The organism is Sphingomonas sp. RS6 (genome assembly GCF_054489705.1).
In genome coordinates this window covers 40237-61165 of sequence record NZ_JBTMWM010000005.1, presented here as the reverse complement: position 1 = coordinate 61165, position 20929 = coordinate 40237, and the positions used below count along the sequence as shown (strand labels likewise).

The following is a 20929-nucleotide window of genomic DNA, read 5'->3' as shown; positions in this document are numbered from 1 at the left end:
GGAACCAGAACATGGAAAAGCCCGTCCGCCGCGTCGTCACCGGCCATGATGCCCAGGGTCGTGCGATCATCCAGGAAGACGGCGCCGTGCCGCGCGTCCAGCGCGTCGGCGGCGCCATCGGCCCGATGTTCCACGAAGTGTGGAACACCCAGGCGACACCCGCCCCGATTGATGCCGCTTCGGGCGAGCCGCAGGAAGATGGCATCGTCCTCGCCCCGCCGAAGAACGGCACCCGCATCCGCGTGCTCGACATTCCCCCCGAAGGCGACGGCATCCGCACGATGACGCCCGAAGAGGCGCGCGCGCACTTCGCCGAAATCGGCGCCGGCGACGCCTCGGCACATGGCGAGGGCTCGCGCCATGCGCTGATGCACCGCACCGAGACGATCGACTATGGCATCGTCCTCGAAGGCGAACTCGTGCTCATCATGGACGAAGGCGAAACCACCGTGCGCGCCGGCGACATCGTCATCCAGCGCGGCACCAATCACGGCTGGTCGAACCGCTCGGACAAGAATTGCCGCATCGCCTTCATCCTGATCGACGGCGAATTTGAAGCCAGCCTGAAGCGCTGACCATGCGGCTGACGATCACCGGCGCGGACGGCTTTGTCGGCCGGGCGGTCGTGCGGCGGCTGCGCGAAACGGGCGCGGCCGCCGAGCTGCTACTGGCCGACCGCGCCTTTGCGGAGGATGGCCCGGAACGGCGGCTGGCCGGTGACTTGACCGATCCGGCGGTGCTTGCCGCCGCCACGCAGGGTTGCGATGCGCTGCTGCACCTGGCCGCGCTGCCCGGTGGCGCTGCGGAGCGTGATCCGGCCGCCTCGCGCGCGGTCAATCTCGACGTCCCGCTCCGCCTGATCGAGGCGATGACGGGTCGGCGGCTGATCCTTGCCGGTTCGATCGCGGTGTTCGGCGCGGCACCTGCGGGACCGGTGGACGATACGACCGTCCCGACGCCCGACAGCGTCTATGGCACGCACAAGCGCATGGTCGAACTCGCCTTTGCCGATGCCGTGCGGCGCGGGGCGGTCGGTGGCGCGGTGCTGCGCCTGCCGGGCATCGTCGCGCGTCCGGCCGCGGCGGGCGGTTTCGGTTCCGCCTTTCTGAGCGATGTCTTTCACGCCGCGCGCGAGGGGCGCGCCTACGCCGTCCCCGTCGCGCCCGATGCGACCAGCTGGGTCTGCTCGGTGCGCGCCTGCGCCGCAAATCTTGCTGCCGCGCTTCTGGGAGAGATGACCGAGCGTGATCCGCTCACCCTTCCTGCACTGCGGGTGCGGATGGGCGATCTCGTCGCGGCCCTTGCCGATCGCTTTCCCGCAGCCGCCATCACCCATGCCGAAGACGCCGGCCTTCGGCGCACCTTTGGCAGCTATCCGGCGCTGAAGACCGAACGCGCCGACGCGCTGGGCTTCGCGGCCGAGACCGACATCCCTGAACTGGTGGAGACGGTGCTTGGCGATCTCTGACCTGTTCCGCCTCGCGGGCCGCACTGCGCTGATCACCGGACCGGCCAGCGGCATCGGCCTCGCTTGCGCACGCCTGTTCGCGGCGGCGGGCGCGCGGCTGGTGCTGGCCGATCGCGATGCCGCTGCCTGCGATGCACTCGCGAGCGAGCTTGGAGGCCTGTCGCTGCCCACCGACGTCGCCGATCCCGCCGCGCTGGCCCGGCTTGCCGAGATGGCCGAGCGCGAGACCGGGGGGATCGACGTCCTTCTCTGCAACGCCGGCATTGCCGGTCCCGCCGGGCCGATGCACGCGCTTGCGCCTGCCGACTGGGACGCGCTCCGCCGGATCAATCTCGACCATCCGATGCACCTGACCGGCCTCGTCGCCCCGCGCATGGCCGAACGCGGACGCGGCAGCATCGTGCTGCTCTCCAGCATCGCCGGTGCGCGTGGCAATGCCCGGCTGGGCGCTTATGGCATTACCAAGGCCGCCGTATCGCAACTGGCCCGCAACCTCGCGGTCGAGTGGGGGCCACACGGCGTCCGCGCCAACGCGGTCGCCCCCGGCCTGATCGACACAGCCTGGGCGGACGCGATCCTCGCCAACCCACAGGCGGCCCAACGCCGGCTCGGGCTGACGCCGCTCCGCCGCATCGGTCGGGTCGAGGAAGTCGCCGCCACTGCGCTCTACCTCGCCAGCGATGCGGGCGGCTTCACCACCGGCCAGACCATCGTCGTCGATGGCGGCACCCTTGTTTCAGACGGCAATTAGGAACCGACTTCATGCGCATTGCAACCCGCGACAACGGCACGGCCGATGGCGAACTGATCCTGGTTTCGGTGGATTCCAGCCGGTGCCTTGCGGCCGGCAGCGCCTGGCCCAACCTGCTCGGCGCGCTCGAGGATTGGGACAATGCGCTGCCGGCAATGCACGCCGCCGCCGCGTGCCTGGCGGCAGGCGAGGGCGACCCGCTGGACCCGGCCACGCTGCGCGCGCCGCTGCCGCGCACCTGGCAATGGCTCGACGGCTCGGCCTTTCCCAATCACGGCGATCTGATGCAGCAGGCGTTCAATCTGCCGCCTATCGAAACCGATGTGCCGCTGATGTACCAGGGGATGAGCCACCAGTTCCTGGCGCCCGGCCAGGACGTGCCGTTTCCTTCGGCCGCCGACGGCATCGATTTCGAAGGCGAGTTCGGCGTCGTCACCGGCCCCGTGCCGATGGGCTGCCGCGCCGAAGACGCGCTGGCGCATGTCCGGCTGGTGCTGCTCATCAACGACTGGTCGCTCCGCACGATCGCGCCGATCGAAATGAAGACCGGCTTTGGCTGGGTTCAGGCCAAGCCCGCGTGCAGCGTCGCGCCGTTCGCGGTGACGCCCGACGAACTGGGCGAGGGCTGGCGCAACGGCCGGGTCTGCCTGCCGCTCAAGGTGGAGGTCAACGGCGCCTGGTTCGGCAATCCGAACGGCGAGGCAATGGCCTATGGCTTTCACGAACTGATCGCCCATGCCGCCCGCACGCGCAGCCTGCCCGCCGGCACGATCATCGGATCGGGCACGGTATCCAATGTCGATCATGCGGTGGTCGGGTCGACCTGCATTTCCGAACGCCGCGCAATCGAAAAGATCGCGCATGGCGAATTCCGGACCGCGTTTCTTGGCGATGGCGATCGCGTGTGGATGGGAGTGGGCGATGATGCCGCCTTTTTCGGCAGCATCGATCAGCGGGTGGCCGTCACCGGCTGAGCGCCGGCCGGGCGCTGCGCCCGATCGGTGCCTCGTCACGGGCGTGTCATTCCGCGACCCTAACGCGCCTGCGACAACCGACGAGGGACGCCATGGCCACGACGCAGGATCGACGCAGCTTCATCCGGACGATGATGGCGGCCGCTGGCGGCGCCACGACAATTCATCCGTCGATTGCACGCGCGCTCGCGATCCCTGCGGATCGTCGTTCGGGCACGATCGCGGATGTCGCCCATGTCGTCATCCTGACGCAGGAGAACCGCGCTTTCGACCATTATTTCGGGACGATGCGCGGCGTCCACGGCTTTGGTGACCGCTTTGCCGTGCCAGCGCCGCCGCTTCCGGGAGCGCCCCGCCGCACCGTACTGGTCCAGCCGAACGAGCATGACGGCGCCACGCCCGCGCTGCTCGCGCCGTTCCGGCTCGATACCGCCACCGATTTCCGCCTGTACCGGCCGCTGGGCACACCGCATGGCTTCACCGACAGCCAGGCCGCGTGGGACAATGGGCGGATGGGCGAATGGCCGCGCCACAAGCACAACCACGCGATGGCGCATTTCACCCGCGACGATCTGCCCTTCCAGTTCGCGCTGGCGGAGGCGTTCACCATCTGCGACGCCTATCACTGCGCACTGCACCTGAGCACCAATCCCAACCGTCTTTACCTGTGGTCGGGCACGCACGATCCGCTCGGCCGGCGCGGCGGGCCGGCGATCGACAATGGCTATGACACGCTTGCCGCCGATCCGCGCGGGCATGGCGGCTATGCCTGGACGACCTATCCCGAACGACTGATGGCGGCGGGGATCGACTTTCAGCTCTATCAGGACATGGACGACAACTTCACCGACAACCCGCTGGTCGGCTTTGCCCGCTATCGCCAGGCGGCACGGGCGGCGGATGCGGACGGCGAACCGGGCTCGCTCGCCGTGCTGGGCCGGCGCAGCGTCAAGACCTGTCCGGTCGCGCAGTTCGTGGAGGACGCGAAGAATGGGCGGCTGCCGGCGGTGTCGTGGATCATCGGCCCGGCCGAAACCACCGAACATCCCAGCGCCTCTACCCCGCTCCAGGGTGCCGATTACATCGCCGGCATCCTCGATGCGCTGACCGCCAATCCCGAGGTCTGGGCGCGCACCGTCTTCCTCGTCAATTTCGACGAGAATGACGGGCTGTTCGATCATGTGCCGGCCCCGGCACCCCCCGCCCGCACGACCTCGCACGCCGAGGGGCTGGCGGGCGGGACCACCGTTTCCGCCGACGACGAATATCACATGGTCTCGCAAGGCGCCGAGGATGCCGCCTATCTCGGCCGCCCCTATGGGCTCGGGCCGCGCGTGCCGATGTATGTCCTCTCGCCGTGGAGCAAGGGGGGCTATGTCGCGTCGGAGGTGTTCGATCATACCAGCGTGATCCGCTTCCTCGAGGCGCGCTTCGGGGTGCACGAGCCCAATATCAGCGCGTGGCGCCGGGCGGTCTGCGGCGATCTGACGAGCTGCTTCGACTTCGCCAGTCCCGATCGCGCCGATTTCCGCGACGCGCTGCCGCCGACGCGGGCCCTGTCCGAACGGGCCGCCGCGCTCCACGAGGTCGCGCCGCCGGTGCCGGGCGCGCTGGCCGCGCCGGTGCAGGAGGCGGGCGTCCGACGCCGGCGTCCGACGCCCTATCGGCTCGACGTCCGGCTCGCGCACGATGCCGGTACGCCGACGATGATCTTTGCCAATGCCGGCACCACGCGCGCGGCGGTGTTCCACGTCTATGATGTCGATCGGCTCGATGGCCCGCCCGCGCGCTACACGGTCGAGCCCGGCAAGCAGCTCGAAGCGAGGTTGCCGGGGCAGGCGGGCGCGCGCGACCTGTTCGTCGTCGGCCCCAACGGCTTTCACCGCCGGCTGCGCGGCGCGCCGGACCGCTTCGCCGTGCGGTTCGATGTCGTCGCCGGCCGCCCGGTGCTGACCATCACCAACGTCGCTGCGACGGCCATGACGATCCGGCTCGGCGATTGCGCCTATGGACAACCCGATCGCCGCTTCGAGATGGCGCCGGGCAGCAGCCGACCGCTCGAGCTTGATCTTGCCGACAGTCACGGCTGGTACGATGTCGAGCTCGTCACCGAGGGGCAGTCATGGCGCCTGGCGGGGCATGTCGAGGATGGTCAGCCATCCTTCTCCGACCCGGCGGCCGGCGGGGCAGGGGCGCTGACCGTCTGACATCGCGGCCTCGCGGCCGCGAGGCCAAGGCAGCGCCGTCGCTCGGTCAATGCCTTGGGCGCCCGCTGCCGTCAGCCGGCCGGCCCTTGCGTCATGCGTCGACGTTCCGGCGATAGGTTTCGGGCAGGAACAGCAGCCCGATCACGAAGGTCGCGGCTGCCACCGCCACCGGATACCAGAAGCCGTGATAGATGTTGCCGTTCGATGCCACCATCGCGAACCCGATCGCCGGAAGCAGTCCGCCCAGCCAGCCATTGCCGACATGATAGGGCAGCGACATCGACGTGTAGCGGATGCGGCTGGGGAACAGCTCGACCAGCATCGCCGCGATCGGGCCATAGACCATCGTCACCAGCAGGACGAGGTAGAACAGCAGCGCGATGACCAGCGGCGTGTTGATCGCCGCCGGATCGGCCTTGGGGGGATAGCCGACGCGCGCGAGTTCGCCCGTCACCGCCGGCTGGTCGCCCTTGGCGGGTGCGCCGACGATCCGGGCGGTGAAGGCGGCGATCGCTGCCGCTCGCGCGTCCGCCGACAGCCCGGCGGGATCGGGCGCCGCAAAGGTCTGTCCGCCGATTGTCACCGAGGCGGTGGCACCGGGGGCGGCGGCCGCGTTCTCGTAATTGACCCCCGCCTTGGCGAGCGCGTTCTTGACGATGTCGCAGCTCGATGAGTCGAACTTGTTCTGCCCCACCGGATCGAACTGCGACGAACATTCGGCCGGATCGGCGGTGACGGTGATCGGCGAGGCGGCGAGCGCCCGCGCCAGCGCCGGGTTGGCGGCGCTGGTGAGCGCGTGGAAGGTGGGGAACAGCGTCAGCGCGGCGAGCGCACAGCCCGCCATGATGATCGGCTTGCGCCCGATCTTGTCCGACAGCCAGCCGAACACGAGGAAGAAGGGGGTGCCGAGCAGCAGCGCCGTGATCGCGAGCGTGTTGGCGGTCAGCCCATCGACCTTGAGCATCTTTTCGAGGAAATAGAGCGCGTAGAGCTGGCCGGTATACCAGATCACCGCCTGGCCGGCGATCGCGCCGAAAAAGGCGATGAACACGATCTTGAGGTTCGCCCACTGGCCGAATGCATCGGTGATCGGCGCTTTCGATGCGGTGCCCTCTGCCTTCATCTTGTTGAACACGGGTGATTCGTGGAGCTTCAGCCGCAGCCACAGCCCGATGACGAGGAACAGACCGGAGAGCAGATAGGGGATGCGCCAGCCCCAGTCGCGAAACGCAGCCTCGCCGACGCCGGTGACGGGCGAGCGCACCGCGATGACGATCAGCAGCGCCATCGCCAGCCCGCCCGTCGCGGTGATCTGGATCCAGCTGGTGTAGAAACCGCGCTTGTTGTTCGGCGCATGCTCGGCGACATAGGTCGCCGCGCCGCCATATTCGCCGCCGAGCGCGAGCCCCTGGAACATGCGCAGCACCACCAGCATGATCGGCGCCGCGACGCCCACGCTCTCATAGGTCGGCAGACACCCGACGAGGAAGGTCGACAGGCCCATGACAATCAACGTGATGATAAAGGTGTATCGCCGCCCGAACAGATCCCCGATCCGGCCGAACACCAGCGCGCCGAACGGCCGCACGATGAAGCCGGCCGCGAAGACCAGCAGCGCCATGATGAACGAGGTGGTGGCATTGAGCCCGGTGAGGAATTTCGCCGCGATGATCGAGGTCAACAGGCCGTAGAGATAGAAATCATACCATTCGAACACGGTGCCCAGCGAACTGGCGGTGATGACCAGTTTCTCGCTGCGGCTCGGCTCGTGGTGCCTCGGCTCTGCCTGGGGCGCGGTTGCCGTCAAATTCTCTCTCCCTTTGCCGCGCACCGGTTTTGCGTGCGCCGTCTTCTTTGGGCGATAGTGGCAAGCCCGGACGCGCTTGCCTAGCCGCGTTCGGCACGAGCGAGGACGATCGTTCCCCCTCGTCCTCGCGCGCGGAAGCGATTAGAGGCGCGGGCATGTATAGTTTCGATATCAACGCCGAATCGAAGGCCGACGCCTATCGCGATCTGGCCGCCGCGCTCGATGCACTCACCGCCGGCGAGCCCGACGTGATCGCCAACATGGCGAACGCCGCCGCATTGCTCGGCCAGTATCTGCCCGATCTCAACTGGGCAGGCTTCTATCGCAATGTCGCGGGCGAACTGGTGCTCGGGCCGTTCCAGGGCAAGGCAGCGTGCATCCGCATCCCGTTCGGCAAGGGCGTGTGCGGCACGGCGGCGGAAACGCGCACCACGCAGCTGGTGGCCGACGTCCATGCCTTTCCCGGCCATATCGCCTGCGATGCCGACAGCCGATCGGAACTGGTCGTCCCGATCGTCCACCAGGGCGAATTGCTGGGCGTGCTCGATCTCGACAGCCCGCTGCCCGCCCGGTTCGATGCCGGCGACGCCGCCGGTTGCGAAGCGCTGATGCGCATTCTGGCGCCGCGCATCGCCGGATAAGGCCGCCCGGGGGACGGGGCAGTCGCCGTCAGTCGCTGCCCTCGGCCGGGTGCTCCGCGCGCCTTGCCTGCGCCTCGGCCTGCCTTTTCTTCTTGCCCTGATCGTAATGCCATTTGATGGCGAAGAACATGCCGGTGCCGAACACGACGACCTTGAACGTTCCAAAGATGATCGGCACCCAGATCATTGCTTTTCCCTGATATCGTTCGTCTCGCGAGGCGTGCGGCTCAATCGAGCTGCACCTTGCCGCGCCCGGCCTTGATGACAGATCGGCCCTTTTTGGCATCGACGCGGCGCGCCTTTGCCGCCTTGCCCGGCTTGGTCTTGATGCGTTTCGCCTGCCGGACATTTGCCTGCGCCACCAGTTCGGCCAGCCGTTCGCGCGCGTCGGTGCGGTTCGCCTCCTGCGTGCGAAAGCGGCGCGCGGTGATGAGCAGTTCGCCGCCGGCGGTGAGGCGGGTGCCGGCAAGTTCCTTCAGCCGCGCATAGGCATAGGGCGGCAGGCCGAGCGCGAAGACGTTGACCCGCAACTGGACTGCGGTCGCCACCTTGTTGACGTTCTGCCCGCCCGGCCCGGTCGCCGCGAGGAAGCGTTCCTCGACGATCGCCGCGTCGGGAATCTCAGTCACGCGGACGCCCGAAGCCGATATGATGGAAGCGCGGCGGCAGCGGCGCCTCCGCCTCGATGTGGGGCTTGCCCTCGCGTCCGATCGTCAGACCGAGCGCGTGGAGCATCATCGCCGGGCCGCCGGCGCCATAGACCGGATCGCCGACGATCGGGATACCCAGCCCCTCCGCGGCATGGATGCGAATCTGATGCGTGCGCCCGGTTTCGGGATAGAAGCCGATCAGCGCGCGCTGGCCGATAACCTCGATCCGTTCCCATCGCGTACGCGCAGCCTTGCCAGCGGGATCGCCGCGCATTCGCCAGCCATGTTCGCGCGACGAAATCTTGCCGAGCGGCAGATCGATCATGCCGCCTTCCGCCTCGGGCACGCCTTCGACCACGGCGAGATAGCGTTTGGTCACTTGGCCCGCCTCGAACGCCTGGCCGAACCGCTTCAATGCCTTGGGATTGCGCGCGAGCAGCAGGCAGCCGCTGGTATCGCGATCGAGCCGGTGCGCCGGCTTGGGCAGGCGCTGGAACCCGAAGGTCAGCGTGCCCAGCAGATCCTCCAGGCTCTCGGCGCTGTCGCGTGGTCGGTCTACCGGCAGGCCTGCCGGCTTGTCGATCACGATCGCTTCGCCGTCGATGAAGAGTACCCGATCCTTGAGCATGCCCGCCGCTATACAGCGTGGCGCGCCGCGCGCGAGTCCCGATGATGCAACGGCCAGTGCCGCGTGGCACCGGCCGTCGGGCGGGCGGCATCGTCGGGGGAAGCGAGCCGCGCGCCTGGGGGCAGGGGATCAGCCCTTCAGCTTGGCCGCGGTCTGGGCGACGCGGCGGCCCTGGTAGCGCGCGCCTTCGAGCTCGACCGCGCTCGGCTGGCGGCTGCCGTCGCCATCGGCGATGGTCGACGCGCCATAGGGGGTGCCGCCCTTGACTTCATCGACGCCCGCCTGGCCCTGGAAACCATAGTCGAGCCCGACGATCGTCATGCCGAAATGCAGCAGGTTGGTGAGGATCGAGAACAGCGTCGTTTCCTGGCCGCCATGCTGCGACGCGGTGGAGGTGAAGGCGGCGCCGACCTTGCCGTTAAGCTGGCCCTGGAACCACACGCCGCCGGCCTTGTCCCAGAACGCGGCCATCTGGCTGGCCATCCGGCCGAAGCGCGTGGGCGAGCCGACGATGATGCCGTCATACTGGGCGAGCTGGGTGACGTCGTCGAGCACCGGGTGGCTTTCGTCGACGACGAAGCCCGCCGCCTTGGCGACCTCGAACGGCGCCGTTTCGGCGACGCGGCGGACGTCGACGGTCGCGCCGGCCTCGCGCGCACCTTCGGCGACGGCATCGGCCATCTTCGCGAGATGGCCATAGGAGGAATAATAGAGAACGAGGATCTTGGTCATGGCGATGGTCCTTGTGGCGAGAAGGAGGGGCGGGCCTGCCGCCCCTCCCGGAGAATGAGTCAGTCGGCGTCGACGAGGACGATTTCGGCGTCTTCGATCGCGGCGATCGTCACGGTCTGGCCGCCCGACAAGGCTGCCCCGTCACGGGCGTCGATGCGATCACCATTGAGGGTGATCGAGCCAGACGCGGGTACAAGATAGGCGTGCCGCCCCTCACCGATGCTATGGGTCAGCTGTTCGCCGGCCTTGATCGTTGCGCCGAGCACGCGGGCATCGGCGCGTATCGGCAGCGCGTCGCTATCCTCCGCGAAACCCGAAGCGAGCGTGACGAAGCGGCCGGAACGATCGCCCTTGGGAAAGGGCTTGGCGCCCCAGCTGGGCTGGCCGCCGCGTTCCCGCGGGCTGATCCAGATCTGGAAGATCCGCGTCGTTTCCGGCTCCAGATTATATTCGGCGTGGCGCACGCCGCTGCCGGCGCTCATCACCTGGACGTCGCCGGCCTCGGTACGGCCGGTGTTGCCCATCGAATCCTGATGGGTGATCGCGCCCGAGCGGACATAGGTGATGATCTCCATGTCCTGGTGCGGATGCGGCGGGAACCCCGAGTTCGAGGCGATTTCGTCGTCATTCCACACGCGCAGCGCGCCCCAGCCCATCCGGGCCGGATCATAGTAATTGGCGAAGCTGAAATGGTGCCGCGCCTTCAGCCAGCCATGATCGGCATGGCCAAGGCTTTCGAAACTGCGTTTGTCGATCATTGCTGACCTCCTGTTTGTCTGCAGCACAGATAGGCGATCGGATCATCGCGTAAATGGAAACGTTGGAAACTGATCGTTTCGTGATAAGTTGTGGCGTCGCAGTAGGGAGGCGCGCGTGAAGCTACCGGATTTCGAGGCCTGGGCGGTGTTCGCCAGCGTCGTCGAGCATCGCTCGTTCAGCGCCGCCGCCGCTGCGCTCGGCGTGTCCAAGGCGACGGTGTCAAAGGCGATCACGCGGCTGGAGGAGCGGCTGGGCACCAGCCTGTTCCACCGCACGTCGCGGCGGCTGACGCTTACCGAAAGCGGCCGGACGCTCGCGGATCATGCCCAGCGCATCCTGGGTGAGGGGCAGGCCGCCGAAGAGGCGGCATTCGAATCGGCCACCGCCCCGGCCGGGCTGGTCCGACTCGCTGCGCCGCTCACGTTCGGGACGCACCACCTCGCGCCGCTTCTGGCCGATTTCATGGCGCTGCATCCAGGCATCTTGGTCGATTTGACACTTTCCGACGCGATGATCGACATCGTGGGCGAGGGGATCGACATCGCCCTGCGCATCGCCGAACTGCCCGATAGTTCGCTTCGCGCCCGGCGGCTCGGCCCGGTGGGCATCCATGTCGTCGGCGCGCCGGCCTATTTCGATCGCGCGGGCAGGCCAAAGCATCCGGCCGATCTCTCGCGCCATGCCTGCTTTATCTACACCAACATGGCGATGCCGGGCGTGTGGCGCTTTCGCAAGGCGGGTGGGGAGGAGGCGGCGGTTCGGATCGACGGACCGCTGCGCACCGACAATGGCGAGGCGATGCTCCCGGCGCTAAGGGCGGGCATCGGGATCGCGCGCCTGCCCGGGTTCATCGTCGAGGAGGATATTGCCGCCGGGCGTCTGGAAGTGGTGCTCGACGACTGGTTCGGCGGCGCGACGGCGCTGCACCTGCTGACGCCGCCCAGCACGCGGCGCCCGGCGCGCGTCGAAACCCTGATCGAGTTCCTGACGGAGCGGTTGCGCAGTCTCTGCGTTCGGGAGGGGTGAAGCGCCTCGATCCCGATCCCGCCGACGCCCGCTTCGTGCGGCGCGTGCTGATCCTGCTGGTGGTCGGCGCCGTCGTCGTGGCGCTGTACCGGGCATCGGACCTGTTGATCCTCGTTTTCGGATCGGTGCTCGGCGCGATCGCGATCCGATCGGTGGTCGATCGTTATCGCGAATGGGGGCTGGCGAACCGGTTGAGCATTCCGGCGGCGATGCTGTCGGTGCTCGCGGGAATCGCGTTCCTGATCTGGCTGTTCGCCGTCCAGTTCGGCCCGCAGATCGAAGCGCTGCTCGAATCGCTGCCGGGCCTGATCACGCGGCTGCAACGCTGGGCGGCGGGCAGCCCGGTGACCGCCAAGCTGTACGACGCGGCGGAGGCGGCCTTTGCCGGTTCGCGCGTGGCGCAGGATGCGAGCGGCCTCGCGCTCGGATCGGGCGAACTGCTGCTCAACGCGATCCTGCTGCTGGTCGGCGCGCTGTTCATCGCGGCCGATCCCGGCGTCTATCGACGGGGATTGTTGTCGCTTGTGCCGCCGCTCAAGCGCGACATGGCGGCGGATGCGCTCGACGATGTCGGCCATACGCTGCGGCTCTGGCTGCGCGCTCAGATCCTGCTGATGACCAGCATGGGCGTTCTGGTGGCGCTCGGCCTGTGGATCGCGGGCGTGCCGTCGCCCGCCGCGCTGGGGCTGCTCGCGGGGCTCAGCGAGTTCATCCCCTATGTCGGGCCGACGGCGGCGATGCTGCCGGCGCTGGGCCTGGCGGCGACGGCGGGGCCGGGCACGCTGGTCGGCTGCCTGGTCACCTTCGCCGCCGTCCGGCTGTTCCAGACCAACTTCATCACGCCGTTCGTGCAGAGTCGCGTGATCGCGATTCCGCCTGCCGTCACGCTGTTTGCGATCATCGGAATCGGATTCGTGTTCGGCTTGTTCGGACTTTTCTTCTCGGCGGCGCTGCTCGTCGTGATATTTACGCTGATCCGCAGCCTTTATCTGCGTGAGGTTCTGGGTGAGCCGATCCCGCGCAGTTCCGCCGATCCGGCCGAAGATCGCGACCGTTTCGGCCCCGACCCCTTGTAGATTCCCTACGACTCGTGGATTCCTGGGGCTTAGCGGGAAATTAACCTTTTGCCTTCAGACACGCTTAGGTTAATGAATCGTCCAGCGCGGCGGGCACCGGGGCCCCTTCGCGTGGTGCCGACAGGGGAAACCAGCGATGCGTGTGCTGCTGATCGAAGATGAACCTAGCACAGCGAAGGCGATAGAATTGATGCTCTCTACCGAGGGCTTCAACGTCTATACGACGGACCTGGGCGAAGAGGGCTTGGACCTCGCCAAGCTGTATGACTACGACATCATCCTGCTCGACCTGAACCTGCCGGACATGCACGGCTATGACGTGCTGAAGAAGGTGCGGACCGCGCGGGTGCAGACCCCGGTGCTGATCCTCTCCGGCATCAACGAGATGGATTCGAAGGTGCGCTCGTTCGGCTTCGGCGCCGACGATTACGTTACCAAGCCGTTCCACCGCGAGGAGCTGATCGCGCGCATCCACGCCGTGGTGCGCCGCTCCAAGGGCCATTCGCAGTCGGTGATCCGCACCGGCAAGCTGGCGGTGAACCTGGACGCCAAGACCGTCGAGGTCGACGGCGCCCGCGTGCATCTGACCGGCAAGGAATATGCGATGCTGGAGCTGCTCTCGCTCCGCAAGGGCACGACGCTGACCAAGGAGATGTTCCTCAACCATCTCTATGGCGGGATGGACGAGCCGGAACTCAAGATCATCGACGTGTTCATCTGCAAGCTGCGCAAGAAGCTGAGCATGGCCTGCGAGGGCGAAAACTACATCGAGACCGTCTGGGGCCGCGGCTATGTGCTGCGCGAACCGGACGAAGCCGGCCAGGTGGATACCCAGGTCGCCTGATTCTTTCCTGACATCACGCAGGGGCAAGGCCGCTGTCGCCACCGCGCGACCGCGGCCTTTTTGTTTGCCGGGCGGGTGCCGTCGAGCCGCCCAGCGTGTGTGTCAGCCGCCGAGCTTGCTGAGCACGAAGGCGATGAGGAAGCCGGTGACGGCGATCAGCCCGGAAAATTCGTGCGTCGTCTCGGTCGCCTCGGGGATCATGGTGTCGACTAGCATCGCAAGGATCGCGCCGGCCGCGACCGCCGTCGTTGCCGCGACCACGTCCGGCCCGGCATCGGCCAGGGCGATATAGCCCAGGGCGGCGGCGATGGCCGAGGCGATGGCGATGGCGCCCCAGACGCGGAAGATATAGGGGGCGCTGCGCCCCGCCTTCTTCATGCCGGCGACGCTCGACAGCCCCTCCGGAACGTTCGAGAGGAACACCGCCGCCACCGTCACCAGGCTGACGCCCGGGCCGTGCAGCAGGCTCACGCCGATGACCACCGATTCGGGAACCCCGTCGAGCAGGGCGCCCACGGCAATCGCCGATCCTGAATCCTCATCGGCCGATGACTGGCGCTCCTTCGGGTTCGATCCCGATCGCTTGCGATGACGCCCCCCCGGCGCGGGACACGGCGACATTGGCGATCGTGTAGATCACGGCCCCGCCCAAAAACCCCAGCGCGGTCGAATCGAAGCCGCCGCGCGCATAGGCTTCGTCCATCAGCTCGAACGCGACCGCCGAGATCAAGACGCCGGCGCCGATCGCCATCACCGCCGCCACCACGCGCTGCGGCAGATGGACGGTGTAGGCGATGATCGCGCCGACGAGCAGCGCCGACCCGCCCAGCAATCCCCATAGGCCGGCTTCAATGGCACGTGGCATTTCGAACCTCCCTGTCTGGTAACTGGACAGGGCGACGATCGATCCAGCCTAGCCGCGCCGGGCTGCCCCGTGCTGGGCCGCGCGGGCGAACAGAGCCACCAGGTCGTCGCGGCTGATGTCGAAGCTGTCGCCAGCCTCGGCCAGCGCAGCGTCGATGTCTTCGGGCATCAGGTACGGCGCCGGTGGTGCGGCCGTGATGCGGTGGGGATAGCTGTGCCCGTTCAGGCGATGCACGGCCCATCCGCACGCCGTCAGCAGCACGGCGTTGAGGCCGACGGGAAACAGCGCATAGCCATAGCCCTGGGCAAGAACCGCCGGCGCCAGCACCGGCAACAGCGCACTCCCGCCACCGGGCGGATGCAGGCTGCCCGTGAGCGACATCGCCGCGATCGCCAGCCCGACGGCGACACCCGCCGCCAGCGCATCATGCCCCAGCCACTGTGCCACCAGCGTGCCGACCAGGGCGGAAACGACATTGCCGCCGATCACCCGCCACGGCTGGGCGAGCGGACTGGATGGCACTGCGAACACCAGCACCGCCGACGCGCCGATCGGCGCGACGAGCAGGATGGTCGACGCGCCATCGGGCCCGATCTTCGCGGAAAGCCACCCGGTCAGGGCGATGCCGATCGCACCGCCCAGCGCGGCGACGATCCGGTCGCGCCATTGCGCGCCGGCCATTCGCAGTCGGAACATGCCCGCTACTTCTTCGCCATCCAGGCCCGTTGCCCGCCGACCCAGGTCTCGATCACCTTCGCGCCGCGCAATTCGGCGGGGGAAGCGGTCAGCGGGTCGCGGTCGAGGATCAGGAAATCGGCCCAGAGACCCGGTGCCAGCCGCCCGAACTTGTCCTCCGCAAAGCCCGCATAGGCGGCGCCGATGGTGAAGCCGGCCCATGCCTGTTCGCGCGTCAGCGTCTCTTCCGGTCGCCAGCCGCCGGGCGGGTTGCCCTGCGCGTCCTGACGCGTCACTGCGGCGGCCCAGCCCGCCCAGGGATCGGGGCTCTCGACCGGATAGTCGGAACCGAAGGCGATGTGGGCGCCGTCCTTCAGCATCGTGCGCCAGGCATAGGCGCCGGCCAGCCGATCCGACCCCAGCCGCGCCTGGGCCATCGTCCGGTCGCTCGTCTGGTGCACCGGCTGCATCGACGCGATCGTGCCGAACTTGCCGAAGCGCGGCAGATCCTTCGGATCGATGATCTGGGCATGCTCGATCCGCCAGCGGCGATCGCCCTTGTAGGTGTCCGACAGGATTTCGATCGCGTCGAGCACCTGCTGGTTGGCACGGTCGCCGATCGCGTGGACGGCGAGCTGGAAATCGTCCATCGCGCCGCGCGCCATCAGGTTGAGCAACTGGTCGTCGGAGAGGAAGCCGAGCCCCTTGTTGCCGGGCGCATCGGCATAATCCGCCTTCAGCCACGCCCCGCGCGATCCGAGTGCGCCATCGGCATAGAGCTTGATGCCGCCCATGCGCAGCCGATCATTGTAGAGCCACGGCGTGGGTCCGGCGCCGGCGACGCGCAGCGCGGTCTCGACCCCGTGGGCGTAGCTCATGATCCGCACGCGCAACTGGCCGATATCGGCCATGCCGCGCATCGTTTCCCAATCGTCGATCGTCGTGCCCATATCGGCGGTGGCGGTGATGCCGAACGACAGCAGCTTTTCCTGTGCCGCCAGGAACGCCGCGTTGCGCTCGCGCGGGGTGGGCTGCGGCACTACCTTTGCCACCAGTTCGGTGGCGGAATCGACGAGCACGCCGGTCGGGCGGCCGCTCGCATCGCGTTCGATCCGGCCGCCGGCGGGGTCCTTGGTCGCGGCGGTGATGCCGGCCAATTCGAGCGCGCGGCTGTTGGCCCAGCCGGCATGGCCGTCGACCCGTTCCAGCCACACCGGCCGGTCGTTCACCGCGCGATCGAGGTCTGCGGCGGTGGGGAATCGGCCGAGCTGCCAAGCCTCTTGGTTCCAGCCGCGGCCCAGGATCCACTTGGCGGGGCTGCCTGCGGCATAGTCGCGGATGCGGGCCAGCGCGCCGTCGAGGCTGGTGGTCGCCGAAAGGTCGAGCTGAAGCTGCTGGAAGCCCAGGCCCATGAAATGGCCGTGCGCGTCGATCATGCCGGGGACGAGGGTCGCGCCCTTCATGTCGATCCGCCACACCGGCCGTTTCGGCCGCTTCTTTCCCTTGCCGATCAGCGCGACGACCTTGCCGTACGGATCGATCTGCAACGCCTCGAAACGCACCACCACGCCGCTGGCGTCGAGCGTGATGCCATTGACATTATCAATGATTCCATCGGCCTGCGCGGCCGGAGCGAGCAGCAGGGCTGTGGCGGCGAAAAGCCGCTTGAGGCGCGTGAACATGGTGGCAGGGCATAGGGCCTGTTCCCCCCGCGCGCCAGATGGTCTAGGCCGGCGACATCATGGCTACCAAAGCAGCATCCGCACCCGCTTCGCTCCCCGTTTCCATCGCCGATGTCCGCGCGGCGGCGGAGCGAATTTCGGGCGCGGTGGTGCGCACGCCGACGCTGCACAGTCGCACGCTTTCGCAGCTGACCGGCGCGAACGTGTACCTGAAGTTCGAGAATCTCCAGTTCACGGCCGCTTATAAGGAACGCGGCGCGCTCAACACGCTGCTGCAACTCGATGCGGCGGCGCGCGCCAAGGGCGTCATCGCCGCCTCCGCCGGCAATCACGCGCAGGGCCTGGCCTATCATGCGACGCGGCTGGGCATCCCCAGCACGATCGTGATGCCGAAGAACACGCCCATCGTGAAGGTGACGCAGACCGAAGGGCATGGCGCCACCGTGGTGCTGCACGGCGAGACGTTCGACGCCGCCTATGCCCATTCGCGCGAGCTGGAGGCGGAGAAGGGCTATACCTTCATCCATCCGTTCGACGATCCGCGCGTGATCGCGGGACAGGGCACCGCGACGCTCGAAATGCTGGAGGACGTGCCGGCGATCGACACGCTGGTGGTGCCGATCGGCGGCGGTGGGTTGATCTCGGGCGCCGCGGTGGTGGCGCGTGCGCAGGCGCGGCCGGTGGACGTGATCGGCGTGCAGGCGGAGCTGTATCCGTCGATGTACAATCGCGTCCATCACACCGAGATGCCGTGCGCGGGCGATACGCTGGCCGAGGGAATCGCCGTCAAATATCCGGGCGAGGTGACCGGCCGGATCGTGGAATCGCTGGTCGACGATATCGTGCTGGTCGGCGAACGGCGGCTGGAGGAAGCGGTCAGCCTGTTGCTCCAGATCGAGAAGACCGTGGTCGAAGGCGCTGGTGCGGCGGGGCTTGCGGCGCTGCTGTCCGAGCCCGAACGGTTCAAGGGCAAGACCGTGGGCACGATCCTGTGCGGCGGCAATATCGACACGCGGCTGCTGGCCAACGTGCTGCTGCGCGACCTTGCCCGCTCGGGGCGGCTCGCGCGGCTGCGGATCCGGCTTCAGGATCGCCCCGGCGCGCTGTTCCATGTCGCGCGGATCTTCCACGAGCAGGGCGTCAACATCATAGAGGTGTATCACCAGCGCGTGTTCACCTCGCTGCCCGCCAAGGGCCTGATCACCGACATCGAGTGCGAGACGCGCGACCGCAACCATCTCGATCGGCTGATGACCGCGCTGCGCCGCGCCCAATATGAAGTGAGCATGGTCGAACTCGCCTGACCGGGCGAGTCGATCAAGCGAATCGCCCGTGCGACGAGCCGAGTCGCGCGGGGATTACCCTGCGGATTCGCGCCCGATAGAATAAGCGAACGATGGCGTCCGCCCCTGGAAGCGGGGCGGCGCCGCGCGGCACCACGCAACCGGCATAAAAGGTGTCCCGCGCGTTAACGCTCTTTCATGGTAAAGCGGCTTTTCATCATCCTTTTCCCGCTTCATACTTGTCCGCACAAGGCCGGTAAGGGATCGGCTTCGAGGGTGCAGAAGGACGGCTGAGCGGTGACCGCACTATCACGTTTTCCGCGTTTCTTCGTGACGAGTCCGTCCCCTTGCCCCTATCTGCCGGGCCGACAGGAACGGAAGATCTTTACCGAGCTTTCGGGGCCGCAGGCGGGCGAGCTGAACGATGCGCTGGGCCGCATCGGTTTCCGCCGCAGCCAGTCGGTCGCCTATCGCCCGAGCTGTGCCGGGTGCACCGCCTGCGTCTCGGTTCGCGTCGTCGCCGACGAATTCAAACCCAACGCCACCCAGCGCAAACTGCTCAAGCGGCACGCCGATCTGGAAGTCACCGCGTGCAAGCCCTGGGCGACCGAGGAGCAGTTCGCGCTGCTCAAGCGCTATCTCGGCAGCCGCCATCCCGGCGGCGGCATGGCGCAGATGGACGATAGCGACTATGCCGACATGGTCGAACAGTCGCCGGTCAGCTCCTATGTGATCGAATATCGCGAGCCGGCGGCCAATGGCGGTCGTGGGCGGCTGGTGGGCGCGTGCATCACCGATCGTCAGGCGGACGGCCTTTCGATGATCTACAGCTTCTTCGCCGCCGATGACGAAACCCGTCCGGGCCTCGGCACCTTCATCATCCTCGATCACATCCTGCGCAGCCGTGAGGCTGGCCTGCCCTATGTCTATCTCGGCTATTGGGTGAAGGGCAGCGAGCGCATGGCATATAAGACGCGCTATCGCCCGATCGAGGCGCTGGGACCGAATGGCTGGGCGCGGCTGGAGGAAGAAACGCCGATGTTCGCGGCGGCGGTCCCCGAACTCGCCTGAGCTGCGGCGTCGACCCGGCCGCTATTCCTCGCGGCCGAGTTGATCCACCTGCACATCGACCGCCAGATCCTCGTCGCCGGGGCCGGTACGCCGCCCGGCGATCGCGGCCGCGCCATCCGCATCGAGCCCGACCGCGACCCGGACATAGCGGTCGTCGGGGCACTCCCCGGCAACCGGATCGAAGCCGACCCAGCCCAGCCCGTCGACCCACGCCTCCGCCCAGCCGTGCGGTGCGCATTGCGATCCCTCGAACCGCCGATAGCCTGATACGTAACGGGCCGGCGCGCCGAGCGTGCGTGCCCCGGCCACGAACATCTGGGCGACATCGCGCGAGGTATGCGACTGGCCGGCAAAGGCCTCGCTGGCCGTCAGTCCCGTGTCGGGCCGATCGGGGACACAGGGGAAACGCCCATGCAGCGCCAGGTTCAGCCGATGCAGGCGCTCGATCGGATCGTCGCTGCTGGCGGTCGCGTCGTGCGCGAACCGTGCAAGGGCCTCGCCGGCGCGGGTCCGCGTCGTCTCGCGTAAGAACAGCGGCGCGGGGAGTGGCTCGGGCGCGCCGCGCAGCACCCCGCTATTGTCCCCTGTCAGCACCTCGCCCGTTACACTTATCTCGATCGCCTCGATCTTCCCTTCGGCGTAGAGCATCGTCACCGCATTGCCGTAGCCGTCGACCGCGTCGCGCATGCGAGCATCGCAGTCCACACCGATCATCCAGCTGACGACGGTCTGGTGCTGGGTGTCGCACGGCGTCAGCCGCAGCATCTGCACCAGCCGCGACTGCGGCTGGCTGAAGCGATAGACCGACCGGTGCTCGATCGCGATCCGCATTAGAGGAACCGGAACTGGCGGGCGATGGCGCCGGCAAGCATCGCATTCTCCCGGATGAAGGCCTCCAGATACTCGTGCAGGCCGCCGACGATGATCTCGGCGGTCCGCGTTTTCTGGAGCCTGGCCAGCCTTGCGCGCGCCAGCCGGTCGGCCTCGCCTTGCAGGCCGGTGCGCTTGGCCAGCTGGCTGAGCAGGCCGACCGTCTCCTCGACGCAGGCGGCCAGGCTGCGCGGCAGTTCCGCACGGCTCACCAGCAGATCGATGACATGATCGGGCCGCAGTCCGTCCGAATAGAGCCAGCGATAGGCGGTGACCGCCGATACCGTCTGCAGGATCGTCGTCCATTGATCGCGGTCGACTGCGCCGCCGACGCTCTCGCCCACCGGCAGCAGCAGGTGATATTTGACGTCGATCAGCCGGGCGGTGTTGTCCGCCCGCTCGATCGCGGCGCCGAGCTGGATGAGCAGGGTCGCCTCGGCGCGCATCATCCGGTGGACCGCCCCCTCAAACCCGCGCGTCTCACCCTTCACCTGTTCGACCAGGTTGAGCGTCGCGGTCGCGCCACCGGTCGATTCGCGGTGCTCGAACAGCCACCAGGCGCGGTTGATCGCGGTCCAGGCATCGCGGGTCAGCGCGGTGCGGACCGCGCGGGCATTGTTGCGCGCGCGCTCCAGGCAATAGGCGATCGAGCCGCCATGACTGGTGTCGAGCGTCAGGAAATGCGCGACGGTCGCCTGCGAGACCGGCTGGCCGGTGGCCGCGAAGGTCTCGTCGGTATAGCTGACCGCCAGCGCGCTCTGCCATGCGGCCTCGCCCGCCGGGCGCGCCGACAGTGCGTCTAGCCGGATCGTCGCCTCCACCAGCCGGGCGAGGAAATCGGCGCGCTCGACATAACGGCCCAGCCAGTAAAGCGCGGCGGCGGTGCGCGAGAGCATCAGCATGCAAGCCGCTCCCGGACC

23 protein-coding genes are annotated in these 20929 nt (G+C 67.9%); 11 read left to right on the top strand and 12 right to left on the bottom strand.

What is annotated here, in order from left to right:
* Nucleotides 1-11: 11 nt before the first annotated feature.
* From ACX40Y_RS11075 to ACX40Y_RS11055, 5 genes are all read left to right on the top strand, one after another.
* Entirely contained in the window at nt 12-575 is a 564-nt protein-coding gene (locus ACX40Y_RS11075; protein WP_459119621.1) for a cupin domain-containing protein, read from the top strand.
* Between the two features lie 2 nt (nt 576-577).
* On the top strand, nt 578-1468 hold the full coding sequence (locus tag ACX40Y_RS11070; RefSeq protein WP_459119620.1) for an NAD-dependent epimerase/dehydratase family protein: 891 nt from the start codon (nt 578-580) through the stop codon (nt 1466-1468).
* On the top strand, nt 1455-2219 hold the full coding sequence (locus tag ACX40Y_RS11065) for an SDR family NAD(P)-dependent oxidoreductase (RefSeq protein ID WP_459119619.1): 765 nt from the start codon (nt 1455-1457) through the stop codon (nt 2217-2219). Before ACX40Y_RS11070 ends, ACX40Y_RS11065 begins: the two co-directional genes overlap by 14 nt.
* An 11-nt stretch (nt 2220-2230) precedes the next feature.
* A complete protein-coding gene (locus ACX40Y_RS11060) occupies nt 2231-3193 on the top strand; it encodes a fumarylacetoacetate hydrolase family protein (RefSeq protein ID WP_459119618.1) in 963 nt (320 codons plus the stop codon).
* 92 nt (nt 3194-3285) lie between these two features.
* Nucleotides 3286-5400 carry a phosphocholine-specific phospholipase C gene (locus ACX40Y_RS11055; RefSeq protein WP_459119617.1) on the top strand — a complete coding sequence of 705 codons (2115 nt, stop codon included), beginning with the start codon at nt 3286-3288 and terminating at the stop codon, nt 5398-5400.
* A gap of 91 nt (nt 5401-5491) precedes the next feature.
* Here ACX40Y_RS11055 and ACX40Y_RS11050 read toward each other — a convergent pair whose 3' ends face one another.
* Nucleotides 5492-7207, bottom strand: coding sequence for an MFS transporter (locus tag ACX40Y_RS11050; protein WP_459119616.1), 1716 nt, complete (start codon nt 7205-7207; stop codon nt 5492-5494).
* A gap of 155 nt (nt 7208-7362) precedes the next feature.
* On the opposite strand from ACX40Y_RS11050, the gene ACX40Y_RS11045 reads away from it, so the two are divergent.
* Nucleotides 7363-7848, top strand: a complete 486-nt coding sequence (locus tag ACX40Y_RS11045; protein WP_459119615.1) for a GAF domain-containing protein — start codon at nt 7363-7365, stop codon at nt 7846-7848.
* Nucleotides 7849-7876: 28 nt separating this feature from the next.
* Here ACX40Y_RS11045 and ACX40Y_RS11040 read toward each other — a convergent pair whose 3' ends face one another.
* From ACX40Y_RS11040 to ACX40Y_RS11020, 5 genes are all read right to left on the bottom strand, one after another.
* A complete protein-coding gene (locus ACX40Y_RS11040) occupies nt 7877-8035 on the bottom strand; it encodes a hypothetical protein (protein WP_459119614.1) in 159 nt (52 codons plus the stop codon).
* A 40-nt stretch (nt 8036-8075) separates the two neighbouring features.
* On the bottom strand, nt 8076-8477 hold the full coding sequence (gene arfB, locus ACX40Y_RS11035) for an alternative ribosome rescue aminoacyl-tRNA hydrolase ArfB (RefSeq protein WP_459119613.1): 402 nt from the start codon (nt 8475-8477) through the stop codon (nt 8076-8078).
* Nucleotides 8470-9126 (bottom strand): RluA family pseudouridine synthase, encoded by a 657-nt coding sequence (locus ACX40Y_RS11030; RefSeq protein WP_459119612.1) that lies wholly within the window; start codon nt 9124-9126, stop codon nt 8470-8472. Before ACX40Y_RS11030 ends, arfB begins: the two co-directional genes overlap by 8 nt.
* Nucleotides 9127-9255: 129 nt before the next feature.
* Nucleotides 9256-9858 (bottom strand): NAD(P)H:quinone oxidoreductase, encoded by a 603-nt coding sequence (wrbA, locus tag ACX40Y_RS11025; protein WP_459119611.1) that lies wholly within the window; start codon nt 9856-9858, stop codon nt 9256-9258.
* Between the two features lie 59 nt (nt 9859-9917).
* Complete coding sequence (locus tag ACX40Y_RS11020; RefSeq protein WP_459119610.1) at nt 9918-10616, bottom strand: pirin family protein; 699 nt, start codon at nt 10614-10616, stop codon at nt 9918-9920.
* A 115-nt stretch (nt 10617-10731) separates the two neighbouring features.
* On the opposite strand from ACX40Y_RS11020, the gene ACX40Y_RS11015 reads away from it, so the two are divergent.
* The 3 genes from ACX40Y_RS11015 (at nt 10732) to ctrA (ending at nt 13563) form a co-directional block, all read left to right on the top strand.
* Nucleotides 10732-11643: a LysR family transcriptional regulator gene (locus tag ACX40Y_RS11015; protein ID WP_459119609.1), complete on the top strand. Its 912-nt coding sequence runs from the start codon at nt 10732-10734 to the stop codon at nt 11641-11643.
* A complete protein-coding gene (locus ACX40Y_RS11010) occupies nt 11640-12719 on the top strand; it encodes an AI-2E family transporter (RefSeq protein WP_459119608.1) in 1080 nt (359 codons plus the stop codon). The genes ACX40Y_RS11015 and ACX40Y_RS11010 overlap by 4 nt, the downstream gene beginning before the upstream one ends.
* Nucleotides 12720-12855: 136 nt before the next feature.
* Nucleotides 12856-13563 (top strand): response regulator transcription factor CtrA, encoded by a 708-nt coding sequence (ctrA, locus tag ACX40Y_RS11005; RefSeq protein WP_459119607.1) that lies wholly within the window; start codon nt 12856-12858, stop codon nt 13561-13563.
* Nucleotides 13564-13665: 102 nt separating this feature from the next.
* Here the strand turns inward: ctrA and ACX40Y_RS11000 are convergent, their stop codons facing one another.
* The 4 genes from ACX40Y_RS11000 to ACX40Y_RS10985 are packed head-to-tail and all read right to left on the bottom strand — an operon-like array spanning nt 13666 to nt 16785.
* Nucleotides 13666-14079, bottom strand: coding sequence for a ZIP family metal transporter (locus tag ACX40Y_RS11000; RefSeq protein WP_459119606.1), 414 nt, complete (start codon nt 14077-14079; stop codon nt 13666-13668).
* 22 nt (nt 14080-14101) lie between these two features.
* The gene (locus ACX40Y_RS10995; protein WP_459119605.1) at nt 14102-14428 is read right to left on the bottom strand and encodes a ZIP family metal transporter; all 327 of its coding nucleotides are present in this window, start codon (nt 14426-14428) and stop codon (nt 14102-14104) included.
* A 48-nt stretch (nt 14429-14476) separates the two neighbouring features.
* On the bottom strand, nt 14477-15124 hold the full coding sequence (locus ACX40Y_RS10990) for an HPP family protein (protein ID WP_459119604.1): 648 nt from the start codon (nt 15122-15124) through the stop codon (nt 14477-14479).
* Between the two features lie 5 nt (nt 15125-15129).
* Nucleotides 15130-16785, bottom strand: a complete 1656-nt coding sequence (locus ACX40Y_RS10985; protein WP_459119603.1) for an amidohydrolase — start codon at nt 16783-16785, stop codon at nt 15130-15132.
* Between the two features lie 59 nt (nt 16786-16844).
* On the opposite strand from ACX40Y_RS10985, the gene ACX40Y_RS10980 reads away from it, so the two are divergent.
* Nucleotides 16845-18089, top strand: coding sequence for a threonine ammonia-lyase (locus ACX40Y_RS10980; RefSeq protein WP_459119602.1), 1245 nt, complete (start codon nt 16845-16847; stop codon nt 18087-18089).
* Nucleotides 18090-18365: 276 nt separating this feature from the next.
* Nucleotides 18366-19139 carry an arginyltransferase gene (locus ACX40Y_RS10975; RefSeq protein ID WP_459119601.1) on the top strand — a complete coding sequence of 258 codons (774 nt, stop codon included), beginning with the start codon at nt 18366-18368 and terminating at the stop codon, nt 19137-19139.
* A 21-nt stretch (nt 19140-19160) separates the two neighbouring features.
* Here ACX40Y_RS10975 and ACX40Y_RS10970 read toward each other — a convergent pair whose 3' ends face one another.
* Complete coding sequence (locus tag ACX40Y_RS10970) at nt 19161-19970, bottom strand: transglutaminase family protein (protein WP_459119600.1); 810 nt, start codon at nt 19968-19970, stop codon at nt 19161-19163.
* Nucleotides 19970-20905 (bottom strand): alpha-E domain-containing protein, encoded by a 936-nt coding sequence (locus ACX40Y_RS10965; RefSeq protein WP_459119823.1) that lies wholly within the window; start codon nt 20903-20905, stop codon nt 19970-19972. The genes ACX40Y_RS10970 and ACX40Y_RS10965 overlap by 1 nt, the downstream gene beginning before the upstream one ends.
* Between the last annotated feature and the right edge of the window lie 24 nt (nt 20906-20929).

Coding starts and splice junctions, on each gene's coding strand:
- ACX40Y_RS10995 (WP_459119605.1), bottom strand. CDS start 14,428: ATGCCACGTGCCATTGAAGCCGGCCTATGGGGATTGCTGGGCGGGTCG.
- ACX40Y_RS11020 (WP_459119610.1), bottom strand. CDS start 10,616: ATGATCGACAAACGCAGTTTCGAAAGCCTTGGCCATGCCGATCATGGC.
- ACX40Y_RS11045 (WP_459119615.1), top strand. CDS start 7,363: ATGTATAGTTTCGATATCAACGCCGAATCGAAGGCCGACGCCTATCGC.
- ACX40Y_RS10965 (WP_459119823.1), bottom strand. CDS start 20,905: ATGCTCTCGCGCACCGCCGCCGCGCTTTACTGGCTGGGCCGTTATGTC.
- ACX40Y_RS11075 (WP_459119621.1), top strand. CDS start 12: ATGGAAAAGCCCGTCCGCCGCGTCGTCACCGGCCATGATGCCCAGGGT.
- ACX40Y_RS11040 (WP_459119614.1), bottom strand. CDS start 8,035: ATGATCTGGGTGCCGATCATCTTTGGAACGTTCAAGGTCGTCGTGTTC.
- ACX40Y_RS11060 (WP_459119618.1), top strand. CDS start 2,231: ATGCGCATTGCAACCCGCGACAACGGCACGGCCGATGGCGAACTGATC.
- ACX40Y_RS11055 (WP_459119617.1), top strand. CDS start 3,286: ATGGCCACGACGCAGGATCGACGCAGCTTCATCCGGACGATGATGGCG.
- wrbA (WP_459119611.1), bottom strand. CDS start 9,858: ATGACCAAGATCCTCGTTCTCTATTATTCCTCCTATGGCCATCTCGCG.
- ACX40Y_RS11030 (WP_459119612.1), bottom strand. CDS start 9,126: ATGCTCAAGGATCGGGTACTCTTCATCGACGGCGAAGCGATCGTGATC.
- ACX40Y_RS11070 (WP_459119620.1), top strand. CDS start 578: ATGCGGCTGACGATCACCGGCGCGGACGGCTTTGTCGGCCGGGCGGTC.
- ctrA (WP_459119607.1), top strand. CDS start 12,856: ATGCGTGTGCTGCTGATCGAAGATGAACCTAGCACAGCGAAGGCGATA.
- ACX40Y_RS10985 (WP_459119603.1), bottom strand. CDS start 16,785: ATGTTCACGCGCCTCAAGCGGCTTTTCGCCGCCACAGCCCTGCTGCTC.
- ACX40Y_RS10970 (WP_459119600.1), bottom strand. CDS start 19,970: ATGCGGATCGCGATCGAGCACCGGTCGGTCTATCGCTTCAGCCAGCCG.
- ACX40Y_RS10980 (WP_459119602.1), top strand. CDS start 16,845: ATGGCTACCAAAGCAGCATCCGCACCCGCTTCGCTCCCCGTTTCCATC.
- ACX40Y_RS10990 (WP_459119604.1), bottom strand. CDS start 15,124: ATGTTCCGACTGCGAATGGCCGGCGCGCAATGGCGCGACCGGATCGTC.